The 14,341-nt window shown below is 63.3% G+C and carries 14 protein-coding genes and 1 pseudogene; 5 read left to right on the forward strand and 10 right to left on the reverse strand.

Annotated elements, in window-relative coordinates; genetic code table 11:
• Positions 1–51: 51 nt before the first annotated feature.
• The gene (locus RTY46_RS04600; RefSeq protein ID WP_312706889.1) at positions 52–1,254 is read right to left on the reverse strand and encodes an MFS transporter; all 1,203 of its coding nucleotides are present in this window, start codon (positions 1,252–1,254) and stop codon (positions 52–54) included.
• 35 nt (positions 1,255–1,289) lie between these two features.
• Here RTY46_RS04600 and RTY46_RS04605 point away from each other — a divergent pair, with 35 nt between their 5' ends.
• Positions 1,290–2,285 (forward strand): LysR family transcriptional regulator, encoded by a 996-nt coding sequence (locus RTY46_RS04605; RefSeq protein ID WP_312706890.1) that lies wholly within the window; start codon positions 1,290–1,292, stop codon positions 2,283–2,285.
• Positions 2,286–2,698: 413 nt separating this feature from the next.
• Here the strand turns inward: RTY46_RS04605 and RTY46_RS04610 are convergent, their stop codons facing one another.
• On the reverse strand, positions 2,699–3,475 hold the full coding sequence (locus RTY46_RS04610; protein WP_312706891.1) for an SDR family oxidoreductase: 777 nt from the start codon (positions 3,473–3,475) through the stop codon (positions 2,699–2,701).
• A gap of 668 nt (positions 3,476–4,143) precedes the next feature.
• On the opposite strand from RTY46_RS04610, the gene RTY46_RS04615 reads away from it, so the two are divergent.
• On the forward strand, positions 4,144–5,319 hold the full coding sequence (locus RTY46_RS04615) for a Shedu immune nuclease family protein (RefSeq protein WP_312706893.1): 1,176 nt from the start codon (positions 4,144–4,146) through the stop codon (positions 5,317–5,319).
• A gap of 268 nt (positions 5,320–5,587) precedes the next feature.
• On the opposite strand, the gene RTY46_RS04620 is transcribed toward RTY46_RS04615, so the two are convergent.
• Entirely contained in the window at positions 5,588–5,959 is a 372-nt protein-coding gene (locus RTY46_RS04620; RefSeq protein WP_312706894.1) for an MbcA/ParS/Xre antitoxin family protein, read from the reverse strand.
• A 287-nt stretch (positions 5,960–6,246) separates the two neighbouring features.
• Positions 6,247–7,089, reverse strand: a pseudogene (locus tag RTY46_RS04625) (magnesium chelatase domain-containing protein); the annotation flags it as partial.
• Between the two features lie 243 nt (positions 7,090–7,332).
• On the opposite strand from RTY46_RS04625, the gene RTY46_RS04630 reads away from it, so the two are divergent.
• Positions 7,333–7,623 carry a hypothetical protein gene (locus RTY46_RS04630; RefSeq protein ID WP_312706895.1) on the forward strand — a complete coding sequence of 97 codons (291 nt, stop codon included), beginning with the start codon at positions 7,333–7,335 and terminating at the stop codon, positions 7,621–7,623.
• 73 nt (positions 7,624–7,696) lie between these two features.
• On the opposite strand, the gene RTY46_RS04635 is transcribed toward RTY46_RS04630, so the two are convergent.
• On the reverse strand, positions 7,697–7,948 hold the full coding sequence (locus RTY46_RS04635; RefSeq protein ID WP_108751140.1) for an accessory factor UbiK family protein: 252 nt from the start codon (positions 7,946–7,948) through the stop codon (positions 7,697–7,699).
• Between the two features lie 133 nt (positions 7,949–8,081).
• Between RTY46_RS04635 and RTY46_RS04640 the strand changes: the two genes are divergently transcribed.
• Positions 8,082–8,420, forward strand: a complete 339-nt coding sequence (locus RTY46_RS04640; protein ID WP_108751139.1) for a P-II family nitrogen regulator — start codon at positions 8,082–8,084, stop codon at positions 8,418–8,420.
• 113 nt (positions 8,421–8,533) lie between these two features.
• Here RTY46_RS04640 and RTY46_RS04645 read toward each other — a convergent pair whose 3' ends face one another.
• The 4 genes from RTY46_RS04645 to RTY46_RS04660 form a co-directional block, all read right to left on the reverse strand.
• The gene (locus tag RTY46_RS04645) at positions 8,534–9,343 is read right to left on the reverse strand and encodes a trypsin-like serine protease (protein WP_312706896.1); all 810 of its coding nucleotides are present in this window, start codon (positions 9,341–9,343) and stop codon (positions 8,534–8,536) included.
• Between the two features lie 94 nt (positions 9,344–9,437).
• Positions 9,438–9,962: a hypothetical protein gene (locus RTY46_RS04650; protein WP_312706898.1), complete on the reverse strand. Its 525-nt coding sequence runs from the start codon at positions 9,960–9,962 to the stop codon at positions 9,438–9,440.
• A 393-nt stretch (positions 9,963–10,355) separates the two neighbouring features.
• Entirely contained in the window at positions 10,356–11,015 is a 660-nt protein-coding gene (locus RTY46_RS04655; protein WP_108757406.1) for an RIO1 family regulatory kinase/ATPase, read from the reverse strand.
• A 207-nt stretch (positions 11,016–11,222) separates the two neighbouring features.
• Positions 11,223–12,149: an alpha/beta hydrolase gene (locus RTY46_RS04660; RefSeq protein WP_312706899.1), complete on the reverse strand. Its 927-nt coding sequence runs from the start codon at positions 12,147–12,149 to the stop codon at positions 11,223–11,225.
• 224 nt (positions 12,150–12,373) lie between these two features.
• On the opposite strand from RTY46_RS04660, the gene RTY46_RS04665 reads away from it, so the two are divergent.
• Positions 12,374–13,279: an aspartyl/asparaginyl beta-hydroxylase domain-containing protein gene (locus tag RTY46_RS04665; protein WP_205515562.1), complete on the forward strand. Its 906-nt coding sequence runs from the start codon at positions 12,374–12,376 to the stop codon at positions 13,277–13,279.
• A 127-nt stretch (positions 13,280–13,406) separates the two neighbouring features.
• Here the strand turns inward: RTY46_RS04665 and speE are convergent, their stop codons facing one another.
• Entirely contained in the window at positions 13,407–14,261 is an 855-nt protein-coding gene (gene speE / locus RTY46_RS04670; protein WP_312706900.1) for a polyamine aminopropyltransferase, read from the reverse strand.
• Between the last annotated feature and the right edge of the window lie 80 nt (positions 14,262–14,341).

The raw sequence follows: 14,341 nt of genomic DNA on the forward strand, positions 1-14,341 counted from the left end.
CACAGGCGGAGCCTGGTACTTGGAGTGCTTTTGAGCTCCCAGCGCCCAGCATCACGACGGGTGCGTGCTGGTCGGCGCATTTGCCTTGGTCAGTACGACAACGCTCAGTGCTACCGCCGCGGCAGCCGTCCAGAATGTTGCTCCAACGCCGGCGCTATCGACGATGTAGCCACCGGCTCCAGAGCCGAAAGCGATGGCGACTTGGCCGGTGAAGGTGAACAAGGCTGACTTGGCCTCGACGTGCCCATCTGAAGCACGCTGGTTCCAAGCGCTCAGGCACAGCGGCAGAGCGCCCCAAGACATCCCCCACGCAATAACGAGTGCAACTTCGAGCGTAGGAGCCATCACCAGCATTGGCATCAGTGCAAGTGGGATCAGCAGCAGACCCTTGGCGGTCATCAGGCTGTACTTGACGCTTTTGGCGACGAAATGGCTGGCCACAAACGTAGATAGAAAGCCTGCGATTCCGTAGCCGAACAGGACGTAGGTGATCGTCTCCTGCTGGATGGTCGCCTGGTGTAGCAGGGGTGCCAGGAAGGTGTAGGCGCCGAAGTGCGCCGCGAAGATCAGGCCAATCATCGCCAGACTGCGACGGGCATCGCGGGAGCCAGCTGCCTGCAGCAGGTCTGAGAACTTCAGTGCGCTGGTACCTGGTACCCGCGGAAGCACGGCGGCCTGAAGCATCATCGCCAGCAAGCCGATTACTCCAGCTGCAGCGAACGAGCCACGCCATGAATAGTGGGATGCCACCAGATTCCCCAACGGCACGCCGAGGATCATTGCTACCGTGACGCCGGCGAAGACCGCTGCAACTGCCCTTTGAGAATTCTCTGGTGAGACCAGGCGCGACGCCACGGCAAGTGCCATGGCCCAGAAGGCGCCCAGGCTGACTCCAACCAGTGCTCTGCCAATGAGCATCATTGGGAAGCTGCTGGCCGTGGCGGACACCGTGCAGGCGGCGACAAGGATCCCCGAGAGGACCAGGAGTATCGAGCGACGATCGTGACGGCCTGCTGCCAGCATGACCGCGGGCGCTGAAATGGCGGCGAGCATTCCGGGGAGCGTCATCATCAGGCCGGCGCTACCAGCAGAAATGTTAAAGGACGCGGCAATTTCCGGGAGGACGCCCACAGGCAGGAACTCGGCTGTGACCGAGGCGAAGGCGCCCAGTCCAAGCGAAAACACAGCGACGGCGCTGCGATACGCCCCGGGCTTGCGGTGGCCTGGCACCGGCTCGAAAGAGGAGTTGGGCATGGGGGGGCTGCCAGAAATGGTGCTGGACAGCATAGATGCGCGAATTCCGGGATAAAACCGGGTTCGATGCAATGACTATCCACCGGTATGTACAATCGAATCATGCAATCTTGTGGGGAAGACCCGCCATGAACCAGCTTTTGGCAATGCGCGCCTTCATTCGAGTTCTGGAGAGTGGCTCCTTTGGCAGGGCGGCCGATCAGATGGCTCTTCCGCGCTCGACGCTCAGCAAGCTGATTGCAGACCTGGAAGGTCACCTGAAGGTAAAACTGGTAAACCGCTCTACGCGGCGTGTTGCCGCCACCTCGGAGGGGCTTGAGTACCTCGTGCATGCCAGACGGATCGTTGAGGAGGTTGAAGCCGTTGATAGCGCGCTTTCAGGGCAGACGCTTAAACCGCAGGGTCATCTAAGGGTGGACGCACCCGCTTCATTCGCCGTGGAGATGTTGATACCGGCACTGCCTCAGTTCCACAGCGAGTACCCCGGCATCTCGGTGGCTGTCGGCATCAGCGATCGCACGGTCAATGTCATTGGTGAGGGCGTGGACTGTGCAATTCGGGCGGGTGGTTTGGACGACTCAGGCCTAGTAGCACGCCGGATCACCGAGATGCAGTACGTAACCTGCGCGGCGCCTTCTTACTTGGCGGCACATGGCATTCCCGCCACGCCTGATGATTTGCGCCTTCATCATCGACTAGTGGCTTACTTCTACTCCGGATCAGGCAGGCTGGATGCTCCGAGCTTCTCTGACGGAGAGCGCACCATTGTCTTTGACCAGGCCGTCTTCACAACCAATGAAGGCAATGGTCTTACCGCGCTACTGTTGGCCGGCGCAGGTGTCGGGCAGTCTCTTCGGCCACTGCTTCAGCGACACTTGGACTCTGGCGAGCTCGTAGAGGTCCTCCCAGGATGGACCAGGCCGCTGCTGCCATTCCATGCCCTCTACCCACCTAACAGGAACAGCAACGCTCGGCTCGCCGTGTTCCTGGATTGGCTTGACCGTACATTTGGCGCCGTTGGTAACCGGTAGTCCTCTTGGTGCACGCGTGCCCCTGCGTCTGGCCTGAGGCGGGCATGTGCCAGAGCAGGTCCGCCGCAACGGCACTCTGCGTGTCTGATAGGCATTGGCCGGACGTCGGGTTCCAAGCCAATGACTCTTCTGCACGAAGCCCGGCGAACCCAAGCGCTGCGTGTTCGGACTGGTCGACCTCCGTGAACCTCTCACCGCAAGCCGCTTCCCATAGCCAGGGCGCCGGCATGCTGGGAACGATGCGACTGCTGCAGCGGCCCTGGCCACGAGAGTCGTCGCGGTCAGGGCGCAGGTAAAGGCGAGTGGGCAACGTTGAACAGGGTGGCCGTGCCGGCCTGGGGCGATGAATCACTCGATTCACGCCCTGGCCGACGATGGAATAGGCCCGGGGCCCGTTGAACCTAGAACTCGGCTTAGCTGATGCCGACTGTCTGGCCGCCGTCGACCACCATGGCATGGCCGGTGGTGAATCCGCCTTCGGTGGAACAAAGCCACAGCACGGCCGAGGCGATTTCCTCCGGCTTGCCCAAGCGGCCGATCGGCTCCTGAGCGACGACTCGCGCATGCCCTTCGGCCGTGCCGCCGCTGAAACGCTCGATCATCGGGGTGTCGATGATTCCAGGGCAGATGGCGTTGACGCGAATGTTGGACTTCGCGTAGTCAAGCGCCGCGCATTTGGTGAGACCGATGACACCGAACTTGGAGGCGGCGTAGGCCGCCTGGCCCTTGATGCCAATGACGCCGGCGCTGGACGACGTGTTGACGATCGAACCGCCGCCGTTCTCGAGCATGATGGGAAGCACGTGCTGCATGCAGAGGAACACGCCGCGAAGATTGATGCCGACGATGCGATCCCACTCTTCTTCCGTGACCTCGCCAATGGGGCCTACCGGCTGTTCGACGCCTGCGTTGTTGAACGCAATATCGATGCGGCCGAAGGTGGAAACGGCCTGATCCACGGCCGCCTTCACCTGATCGGACTTGCGCACATCGCAAGCAACGGCAAGGGCACGGCCGCCAACTTCCGCGATGAGACGGGCTGTTTCCTGGACGCCCTGCTCGGAGATGTCAGCCAAGACGACGCTGGCGCCTTCTTGGGCGAACGCGATCGCGGTTGCGCGCCCAATGCCGCTGGTGGCGCCGGTGACAAAGGCCACCTTGCCGGCAAAACGCTTAATTGGATTGCTCATGATGTCTTTGTCCTTTGCATTGATACGATAAAAAACAGTGACCATCTATGCGACGGCATGTCCTCCAAATGTCTGGGCAGATAAGCAAACTGAGTTTGTTGATCACTCCAGCCATTCGCGTCGATGCTAGAAGTGCGCGACCACTTTGAATAGCGGCCTTAAACTCTATGTCACTGTGAAAAATTCTCAGCAATTCCAATGACGTAGTCCGCTGCACCTGCCGCGTCAATGCGGTGCAGTCACATTGCCTCGGTGATAACTACTCCGTCTGCCATGACCCCGGAGCGAGTGCTCGCCGGCTCATCAACGGAGATCCACTCAACGAGGTGAGCCTAGCCGTTCACCCGTTGATGACTAGATGGCCGTGGTTGTGCATATCGTCAGAGAGCGCGTTGGCGAGCATCCTCACCCCTGCTTGAGCGCCGCTTAGGCGTCGGGCGGATCTCATCGAAGCTCTGCAGTAAGACTGACTTGGCTTCCAAGTGGCCACTTGTTGCACGCTGGATCCAGGCGCTGAGGCACTGATGCCTAATGTAACTTGCGCGGCATCTCCCTACTTGGCAGAAGATGGAATTGCCGCCACGTGTAACGCTTTGAAATTACTACTATGTTCAACGTAGCCGTCAAGTATCGGTATGCTCGGCTAAATTCGAGCCTAAGGGGGGCATATGAGTGACGAAGACTACGTAGCTAACAAGCGCAGTGACAGGGTCTATGTCTCCCGACCATTCAAGATCGGATTGAGTAAGGATACGGACGCTCGTTACGTCACCAGGGTCTTTGATGATGGCCAGAGATCCTGCTTCGACTCGGTAGACGATGAGATCGTGATTAGAGCGACTCACGATGACAAAGTGCAGATCAAGGCCGTTGTTACAAGCGACCAGCAAGGCTTAAAGAGCCTGACCTTGCAGAGCTTCCGCATCTACAAAGACGGTACGCGGCCGAATGAGCAGTACGGCATCAATCTGCGCGGCCAAGAAATCGCTGAGTTTGTCGAATTCGCGCAGCTTGCCAGCAATGTGCAACTCGATAACACCGGCAAGCTGCGCTTGGATCGAGCATCACTTGCGCACGTCAATGTGGACATGGATTCAGCAGCGAGGGCTTGGATTGCTAAGCATCCAGATGCCTTACGTGAGCTCGTAGCGAGTGAGGCCACTTCCCGGGACGTGGTGGCGGTGGCTTACCGGCGCAAGCAGCTTGCGGTATTCGAGAGTCTTTTGAGCGATGACGCCTACTTTGATCAAGTAACTACTGATCACTTTAATGGGCGCAAAGAGGCGACATGGCAGGGCTTTTTCGAGCGAAACCGCTGGATCTTTGGTTATGGCCTGTTTCATCTGTCCGCTGATGGATTCACCGATGAGAAGCTAGAGCAGGTAATAGCAGGATCGACGGTTGCTACTCCCGGGAAACGTATCGACGGCCTTCTGCGGACGCGAGGGCGGATAAGCGCTGCGTGCCTAGTTGAGATCAAGCATCACCGAACTCCGCTGCTGGCTAGGGGAAGCTATCGCGCCGGCGCGTGGCAGCCCTCGCAAGAGCTCACGGGCGCCGTTTCTCAGATCCTGATGTCAGTAGATGGAATGGAGCGTCAGTTCCAGCGCTTGCTTGTGATGCGCGATAAGGACGGCAATCCCACCGGGGAAGAGGCGGTTGTAGCACGCCCCCGTTCCGTTATCGTATGTGGATCTTTGGCTGAGTTCGTCAAGGATTTCGGCATCAACGAGGATCAGTTCCGCAGCTTTGAGCTCTACAGGCGGCACTTGTTCTCTCCGGACATCGTGACCTTTGATGAGCTGTACGAAAGGGCAAAGCTCATCGTGGAATCATCAGACTAGCGCCTGGATGCAAGAGGACTGCAGCTAGATCCTCCTCACCTGGGGCAAGACCAATCCATGGAAGATCCGTGGCTCAGAAGGCGTAAAGACGTCGGAAGTGATCTCCCATCAACTACCCAAGAACTGCATTTGCTGGGGCGGCATAGCTGCACTTGCCGGGCCTTGGGGGAGGGACGAGATGGGCGCACGAGCTCTCAATAAGTTGCGTGGAGAGTGCTGGATGTTCAGCAGGGCAGGAGGGACTGGTAGGGCACTATGAATTTGTCGCCTACAGGTCAAACGGACCTTGCGCGTCCAAGTACTGTCGAACTGATGCTAGGTCGCATACTTGACCTGTGCACATCAGCTCCAGCGCGGACAGACCGCCAAACAGGGGAGCCTTGTTAGCTCGGCGAATCCAACTGTCAGCCTGATCATCATTGGGAAAGATTGCGTGCAGCGCACGATATATCCCAAGCAGGTAGCTGATTCTTTGCAGCGTCTCAGCCTGTATGCCGCCCGCGGCGCCGTCGAGCCGAAAGGCGGATTCAAGAGGTTGTCCAAGAATGGCGTCTTGCTCCTCTCCGCTTAGAGACCAGACGTCCGCGATTCGGGCGAAAACACGCCGAGCGGGCTCGCCAACCGAAAACTGACTGCTCATGAGCCTGTCCTTCACCGCGCCCCTTGGGGGGATCTGCCGCAATCCTACCTCTGCAGTGCGATTGTGACCCATCGATTCAATGCAGACGAATGGGCCTGGGTGTTAAACGAATCCGCGCAGGTCAAAACCTAGCATTCAGTCATGATGGGCAGTGCGGAGGCGGTCTTCCGTCTGCATATCCGGACACGCACTGTGGGATCAATGACTTACGGCAGGAGATTCGGTTCCGCGCGTTTCGGCCAGTCGCGACAATCAATGTCGAGTCGCGCTAATCACTGTGGATGACAGCCGCCACCCACCAGTGCGGCGGCGCTGGCGCTGTGGTGCGGGGATCGAAAGGGGCGCTGCCGCCAGCGCCGGGGGTCCAGGCCTTCGCCACTGACCGATGCAATGGCAGCCAACTGCAGCGCCTCGGCCTCGTCGGTATCGGGCAGCAGGCTGGGCAGGCGCGAGGCCAGCAGGGTCTTGCCGCAGCCGGGGCTGCCGATCAGCAGCAGATGATGACCGCCAGCGGCTGCCACTTCCAACGCCCGCCGTGCATGCGCCTGCCCCCGCACATCGGCCAGATCGGGCAGCGGCAGCGGCGTGGTGTCCACGCGCTGCACCGGTGGCAGCAGGCGCGGGTTGCTCAGGCCCGCACAGCATTCCAGCAGGGTCCGGGCCACGCGCACATCGGCGTGCTCGGCCAGCGCAGCCTCGGCGGCGTTACCGGGCGGCACCACCAGGATGCGGCCCGCTTCGGCGGCGGCAATTGCGGCAGGCAGCGCACCACTGACCGGACGCAGCTCACCGGTCAGGCCCAGTTCGCCAAGGAATTCGTACTGCAGCAGCGCCTGCGGATCGACCTGGCCGCTGGCAGCCAGGATGCCCAGTGCGATGGCCAGATCGTAGCGGCCGCCTTCCTTGGGCAGATCGGCCGGGGCCAGGTTCAAGGTGATGCGCCGCTGTGGAAAATCGAACCGTGCGCAGAGCAGGGCCGCACGCACGCGCTCGCGCGACTCGCGCACGCTGGCTTCGGCCAGGCCGACAATCTGGGTGACCGGCAAGCCGCCGGACAGATGCACTTCTACGCGCACCAGTGGCGCATCGACCCCGGCGCGGGCGCGGCTGTGGACCAGTGCCAGGCTCATGTGTGGTTTCCTGCGGGCGAGCGCTTGATGGTGGGGGAAGCGCTGGGTGGGAAACCATCGGGGATTGCGGATGGCGGGGCTAGGGGGATTCTGGGATGCGCTACAGGACAGCACGGCTTGCGGACAAGGCTGCCGGTCCGCTACACATGGATTCAGAGCCAGGCACCGCGCTCCAGGCGGAACCGGGGCAGATTCTGAGACGGCGTGAGGGTACCCATGGGAAATAGAACGGAAGACGTCGAGGTGGTTCTTCTCGGTGAGGTTGCAGATGTTCTCGATGACAACGTCGATGTGATCGTGAGATTTCCTCAGGGCGAGGCGAGGACATCGACCTTCTTCACGGTGAGGAACATTGAATCCATCATGGCCGGGTACAGAGCGAGCGGCGAATGCCTGGCCGGCAGATTTTTCTGGTCAAAAGACATGATCATCGTGGAGGATCTTCGGATGGAAACCATTCGGGACACCGTCCATGAACTGGTCCGCAGCGGCGAACATCGCCATGCCTTGGGTGCTGCGAAGTTCGAGGAGTGAATTCCGTGGGGGAATGGCAAGGTCCATCCGCGAAAATGCGCTGAAAACGCGAGGCGCAGTGCGCCCCCATTTCTCACTCCGCGCTGCCGCGCCCTTCCAGTTCGCGCACCGTGGCTTCCAGCGCATCCAGCTTCTGGCGGGTCTTCAACAGCACCGCACGCTGCACTTCAAACTCTTCGCGGGTGACCAGGTCCAGCTTGGCCAGGCCGGCCTGCAGCGCGCTCTTGAAGGTGGCCTGCAGTTCCTCGCGCGATTCGCGCAGGCCCGGCGGCACCAGGTCGCTCAGGCGGCGGGCAAGGTCATCCAGTTGGTTCAGGTCGATCATGGGGGTACTCCGGGGTGCGGGCGGGTGCAGGCCACAAGGATACTGCCGGGCCGGTCGCCCGCACAGGCGTGGGCGGTTTCGCACCGGGCGCGTTCAGGCGCTATCCTCCACGCCGGAATACAGGAGATTGGCGATGAAGATGGTCATGGCGGTAATCAAGCCGTTCAAGCTCGACGACGTGCGCGAAGCGCTGGCCGAGCGCGGGGTGACCGGTATTACGGTAACCGAGGTGAAGGGCTTTGGGCGGCAGAAGGGCCATACCGAGCTGTACCGCGGCGCCGAGTACGTGGTCGATTTCCTGCCGAAGGTGAAGCTGGAAGTGGCGGTGACCGACGACCAGGTGGAGGCCGTGGTGGAATCCATCGTGAAGGCGGCAGGCACCGGCAAGATCGGCGACGGCAAGGTGTTTGTGTACGACCTGGGCAGCGTGGTGCGTATTCGCACCGGTGAGCTGGACGCTGACGCGCTGTAAGTGGGGTGTGGGCGGCCATCTGCTGCAGTCGAGCAAGCTCGACTCTACGTATCGGCGCCCGGATGCATGACCCCTATGCCGTAGAGTCGAGCTTGCTCGACTGCTCTTTACCTCTACGGCGCGGTGCGCATCACGCGGTCGATCCAGTCGGCATAGCGCGAAATGCGCACGTTGTGCACCACTTGCCCGTAGTAGCCGGCTTCAAGTGCATGCTCGGGCACTGCGGTGATCCACGAACCCAGGCCGATCAGCTGCCAGCCCTGAGCGTCGCGGATCATCAACGGGCTGCCGCTGTCACCGCTGCCGAGCACGCCTTCCAGCGGCAGGCCGCCGCCGGGCCCGTCGAATCGATACCAGAGATAACGATCATTGCCGCCGGTCACCGCGTTTTCCGCGCGGCGCAGGACGCCGCGGTGCGATCCACCCGGCGCCAGCCCGGTCATGCCGGTGCCCGTGGCCCCCTTGCCGACCAGGGCAGCCACCTTTCCCGCTTCGTCCTGGCCGCGATAGAGGCGAACCGGCGCAACGTCGCTGACCGGTGCGGCCAGCTGGATCAGGGCAATGTCATCGGAGGCGGCGAGGAAGGCATGGATGGGGCCGGGGTTGCCTGACGCCAGCGCCGCTTGGCCAAGCGCATCGGGCATGCGTCGGTAACCGGGATGCACGAACACGCGCTCGACACGGTACGGGTGACCGCTGATCTGCACTTCGGCATCCATGCCTTCCATGGGCGCGGCATGTGCGGCGGTCACTACCCAGCGCGGCGCGATCAGGACGCCGTGGCCCTCGCCGGGCATGTCGGCCAGGGCCGGGAATTCGGAGGCCGGTACGCGGTAGGCGCTGTCATCCACATCGCTGCGGATGACGATGGCGCCGGCGGTGAAGGGCAGGGTAGCCAGGGCGAGTAGGAGCCAGTGGCGCATGGTTCGGTGCAATCCTGTGCGTGGAAGGCGATGACCCTAGCCGGGATCGGCTGGCGCGAACACCCATGTGCGACGAAGTGCCCTTCCGGTGCGATCAACCCGGCGGAATGAGGGGTGATGACTGCCACTCCGGCAGACGGAGTGCGCGGCGGGTGCGCGTCACGATCGCGGCGATCTCTGCCTCGAAGCCGCCACCAGTTTGCAACAGCGGCACGAGTTCGGCACCGCATTGCTTCAGCGCATCGACCCAGGGCGCCTGATCGGTTTCTGCGGCGGCCAGTGCGAAGTGCCTGCGACCCTCGTCGTAAGCGCCCGCCAGCCCGGCGGTGATGCCGGCATGCATGTGTTCGCGGATGCGTGGATTGGGGTGACGGCGCATCAGTGCACGCACATGCCCCGGGGTGGGGAAGCGGTCACGCAGGGCCAGTACCTCGGCGGCGGCCTGCTCGGCCAGTGCCTGTGCGACCGCGGTAAATTCGGCGGTATCGGTGAAGGGCTGGAACGGGGCGACGCGGTAGCCGGCATCGAAGGACAGGAAATCCTTCTCTTCCCAGAGCCAGCACGCGCCGACATTGAGATAGCTGCCCCTGCTCCATGCCGAGGGCTGGAACTCGATCACCCCGACCCACCAGCCGTGGTCGTCAAGCCAAGTGCGCGAACGGCCTTTCTGCATGCAGCCCAATGGGCGCAGGATGGATCGGGCGGCTGCAGTCAGCAGGCGGGTGTGTTCCGGTGTCGGCATACCCAGCGTCCTTGCGAGTGGCGTGCCGAGGAGTATCGCAGACGCGACGCGACGGGATGCCGGAATGCGACGGGGTAGAGTCGACTGTTAGTCGACTAACGCGCGCAGCGCGGGCATTTCGGTCACGGGCGGGAAGAGCAGTCGACTAACAGTCGACTCTACCCCGTCACGCATTCCATCCCCGTCAGGTATTCCACCCCGTCAGGCATTCCATCCCGGCACGCATTCAATACCGCCAGGCCATGCACCCACCCGGCCGCCAAACAGCGCTTAACGCTGCTTGGCCCACTTGTAGAACCGCTTCCAGCTCTGGCGCACGGCGGACACCCAGCCCGGGTCGGCCACCAGTGCGGCCTGTGCGGCGCTCGGGGCCTGGCCGGTCACGCGCTGGCGCATCTTCAGCAGGTTCTTCATGTCGCTGCGGCTCAGCTGGCGGCTGAGCGGGTTGCGGCGCAGCCAGCGCGGTACGCGCCAGGCCGAGGTGAAGTCCAGCAGCACCGGTACGCCGGCGCTCACCACCACATTGGTGCCGTGCAGGTCGTTGTGGGTGATGCCGGCGGCGTGCAGGCGGCTGAGGGCGTGCTGCAGCTGTTCGAACACGTCGTTGCCCACGGCCTGGGCGGTGCTCAGGGTCTGGCCGGGAATGAATTCCATGCCCAGCGCCAGGCCGCCCAGGGTGCCCAGCAGGGCCGGGGCGTGCTTCCATCCGCCCAGGCGCTGCAGCATGCGCGCTTCGCGGCGCACCATCAGGCGCGCGATCAACGAAACGGGCGTGCCGCGGTAGCGGGAATAGTCCTTCACCACGGCCGGGCGGCCGTCCATGCAGGTGCGGTAGACGTCCGGGGCCAGGAAACGATCGCCGCGCTTGAGCAGCAGCGGGGCCACGGCGTCATCGCCGCAGGACGGGGAGGGGGAGGCAGAGAGAGTCATGTGGCGGGGTCTCGGACGACCCGGTGGGCGGCGCTGAGCGTCAAGCGAACCGGTACGACTGGGGGGATTAGCTAAACTTTCGTTAAGTACAATTTTAGTACCGCCGAGTTCGCTATTCCACGGTTTGTCGTAGAAATGTCGGGGTCGTGGTTGGAACAGTTCGTCGCGCAGGTTCGGACAATTCCGTCTCACTTACCCGATAGGTCTTTACCTATCAATGCCTTGCAGGAACGGCAGCAGCGCATCGCGTAGCTGGTCCAGCCCCGGCTGTTCCACCGGGAAGTGGCCGCAGCCGTCCAGCAGCACGCGCTGCTTGGGCGCGGCCAGGCGCTGGTAGAAGCGGTCGCTGATGGCCACCGGGGTCCAGTCGTCGCAGGCCGGGTGCAGCATCAGTACGGGGCAGCGCTGGAACTGTTCGGGCTCCAGTGCAGGGGGAGTGCCGAACAGCGAGGCCAGCAGGCCGACCGGCACCCGGTTGCCGCCGCCCAGCGGATCGGCGCAGACCAGGGCGGTCAGGGCAGGATCGCGCGACATGCGCTGCATGTGGGTGAACCAGCGCACCGGCACGCGCAGGCCACGGGTCAGTCGGCTGAGCGGCCGCAGCGTCGGCAGCAGGGCGCGCATCCACGGCTGCCGCACCAGCGCGGCCTGCACGACCGGGTCGCGCGGGTCGGCCAGGGTGGTGGCAACAAGACCGCGCACACAGCGCGATTCGGCCGCCACCAGGTACGCCAGGTAGCCGCCAATGCTGGCGCCCAACAGCACGATCGGCCGCGCGCGCTGGGCGTGCTCGGCGTCGATCAGCGCCAGCAGGGCGCGCTTCCAGACCGCGTAGTCCACCTGTGCCCAGTGCGCCGGGCTCAGGCCGTAGCCGGGCAGATCAGGCGCCAGCACTTCGTGGCCGGCGTCGGCCAGGGCGGCGGCCAGCGGGGCGAACATACGGCCGTAGCCGCCGGCGCCATGCACCAGCACCACCGTCAGTGGCGCCTGGCGTGGGCCGTGGCGGTCCAGGCGCAGCGTGCCACCGGCCCAACGGAAGGCTTCGCTGCGCGGTGCAGCGATGGGCTGGCCGGGGAAGAAATCCGCGTAGCGGGCGCTCAGGGCGGGGTAATCGGCGGTCGCACGGGCAGGCATGCGGGAAGTGTAGGCCAGCCGTTCAGCCACGTGATGCTGAACCGGGCGCACGGGCAGCTTGACCCCGGCCCGCGCGCTGCCGACCATAAGCTGTTGACCCGCGACATCGGCGGCCGCCCCCATCCGGCACGTCCCCGTCCCCTGCCGCGTTCCCACCTGGTGCTGGCCGCGCGCTTGCATCGCCCCGTTTCCCTGTCCGGCCGCGGCTGGAGGAAAGTGTTTTGATCATCAAGATTGTCTTGGCAGCGCTGTTCGTGGCCTGCGTGCTGTACATCCATTTCCGCGGCAAGGTCCGCGCGCGCTGGTCGCGCCAGTTGCTGGACCATTCCAGCTTCATGGCCCCGATCAACGTGATCATGTACCTGTTCTCGAAGGTGCCGACCACCCCGTTCCTGGACCCGGGCAAGGAGCTGCCGCAGCTGGAACCGCTGCGCCAGAACTGGCAGGTGATCCGCGATGAGGCGCTGGCGCTGCGCGATGCGCAGAAGATCGCCGCCTCCAGCAGCTACAACGATGCTGGATTCAATTCGTTCTTCCGCCGTGGCTGGAAGCGCTTCTACCTGAAGTGGTACGGCCCGTCGCACCCGTCGGCAAAGGCCATGTGCCCGAAGACCGTGGCGCTGATCGAATCGATTCCCGATGTGCGTGCGGCGATGTTCGCGCAGCTGCCGCCGGGCAGTGAACTGCGCCCGCACCGCGACCCGTTTGCCGGTTCGCTGCGCCTGCACCTGGGCCTGAGCACGCCCAACGACGATGGCTGCTACATCGTGGTGGACGGGGTGAAGAAGAGCTGGCGCGATGGCGAGTGGATGATGTTCGACGAGACCTACATCCACCATGCGCACAACGAGACCGAGCAGGACCGGGTGATTCTGTTCTGCGATATCGCCCGCCCGCTGCGCTTCGGCCTGCCGGGCCTGTTCAACCGCGCGGTGGCGGCCACGTTGCTGGCCGGCGGTGCATCGCCGAACCTTCCCGGTGACCCGACCGGTGGCGTGAACAAGGCCTTCGGTGGCCTGTACAAGGTGCGCCTGAAGGCCAAGGCACTGCGCGAACGCAGCGTGGTGGCCTACCAGGTGATCAAGTGGGGCCTGGTGGTGGCCGTGATTGCCGGTATCTGGGCGATCTGAGCGAACGCCTTTGTAGAGTCGAGCCATGCTCGACTGCTCTACGGCGGGGTGCAAGAGCAGTCGAGCATGGCTCGACTCTACAGAAACAAAAAACCCGCGCTGTCGCCAGCGCGGGTTTTTGTTTGGATCAACCCTTCAGTGCGGCCTGCACGAACGGCGGGGTCACCAGCACGCCGGTGTGCAGCGCGGCGGTGTAATACAACGTGTTGAAGGTCTTGGCGGCCGAATCGGCCTGGCGGAAGTCGAAACCGCTCTCGCCCTTGCGGGCCATGGTCACGCTCCACCAGCCGGTGGGGTAGCACGGCTGCGGGAACGGCAGGGTCTTGAACGAGCCGAAGCCGGCCTTGCCCATTTCCGTGCGCATTTCGTTGATCAGGTCCAGCTGCATCAGCGGCGATTCGGACTGCTGCACCAGGATGCCGTCGTCCTTCAGGGCCTTGAAGCAGCTTTCGTAGAAGGCCTTGTTGAACAGACCTTCGCCCGGGCCCACCGGGTCGGTGGAATCGACGATCACCACGTCAACGCTGCCGGCCGGGCAGTTGGCCATGTAGGCCACGCCGTCGTCGAACAGCAGCTCGGCACGGGCGTCATCGTTGGAATCGCACAGTTCCGGGAAGTGCTTGCGCGCCATCACGGTGACCTGCTCGTCGATATCGCACTGGGTCACGCTCTCCACGCCGCTGTGCTTGAGCACTTCGCGCAGGGTGCCGCAGTCGCCGCCACCGATGATGACCACGCGCTTGGGCGCGGCGTGGGTGAACAGCACCGGGTGGCTGATCATCTCGTGGTAGAAGAAGTTGTCCTTGCTGGTCAGCATGATGGCCCCGTCGATGGTCATCAGGTTGCCCCAGTCGGTGGTCTGGAAGATTTCGATCTTCTGGAACGGCGACTGCACTTCGTCCAGCTTGCCGGTGATGCGGTAGCCGATGGCCGAGCCAGTGCGTTCGAAGTGTTCGATGTACCAGTTGCTGCTGTCAGTCATGGAGATACGGTCCTGTTCGGAGGGGATGGAGCCGGGCTGACGGCGGGGTGCCTCGCTTCCGGACGGATCGGCCCGTTCAG

Source organism: Stenotrophomonas sp., assembly GCF_032056425.1.
In the GTDB taxonomy this organism is placed as follows: domain Bacteria; phylum Pseudomonadota; class Gammaproteobacteria; order Xanthomonadales; family Xanthomonadaceae; genus Stenotrophomonas.

Excerpts from the sequence above, each read along its gene's own strand:
- RTY46_RS04615 (WP_312706893.1), top strand. The coding sequence starts at position 4,144 with ATGAGTGACGAAGACTACGTAGCTAACAAGCGCAGTGACAGGGTCTAT.
- RTY46_RS04655 (WP_108757406.1), bottom strand. The coding sequence starts at position 11,015 with ATGACTCTCTCTGCCTCCCCCTCCCCGTCCTGCGGCGATGACGCCGTG.
- RTY46_RS04620 (WP_312706894.1), bottom strand. The coding sequence starts at position 5,959 with ATGAGCAGTCAGTTTTCGGTTGGCGAGCCCGCTCGGCGTGTTTTCGCC.
- RTY46_RS04610 (WP_312706891.1), bottom strand. The coding sequence starts at position 3,475 with ATGAGCAATCCAATTAAGCGTTTTGCCGGCAAGGTGGCCTTTGTCACC.
- RTY46_RS04605 (WP_312706890.1), top strand. The coding sequence starts at position 1,290 with ATGCGCGAATTCCGGGATAAAACCGGGTTCGATGCAATGACTATCCAC.
- RTY46_RS04640 (WP_108751139.1), top strand. The coding sequence starts at position 8,082 with ATGAAGATGGTCATGGCGGTAATCAAGCCGTTCAAGCTCGACGACGTG.
- speE (WP_312706900.1), bottom strand. The coding sequence starts at position 14,261 with ATGACTGACAGCAGCAACTGGTACATCGAACACTTCGAACGCACTGGC.
- RTY46_RS04645 (WP_312706896.1), bottom strand. The coding sequence starts at position 9,343 with ATGCGCCACTGGCTCCTACTCGCCCTGGCTACCCTGCCCTTCACCGCC.
- RTY46_RS04635 (WP_108751140.1), bottom strand. The coding sequence starts at position 7,948 with ATGATCGACCTGAACCAACTGGATGACCTTGCCCGCCGCCTGAGCGAC.
- RTY46_RS04660 (WP_312706899.1), bottom strand. The coding sequence starts at position 12,149 with ATGCCTGCCCGTGCGACCGCCGATTACCCCGCCCTGAGCGCCCGCTAC.
- RTY46_RS04600 (WP_312706889.1), bottom strand. The coding sequence starts at position 1,254 with ATGCCCAACTCCTCTTTCGAGCCGGTGCCAGGCCACCGCAAGCCCGGG.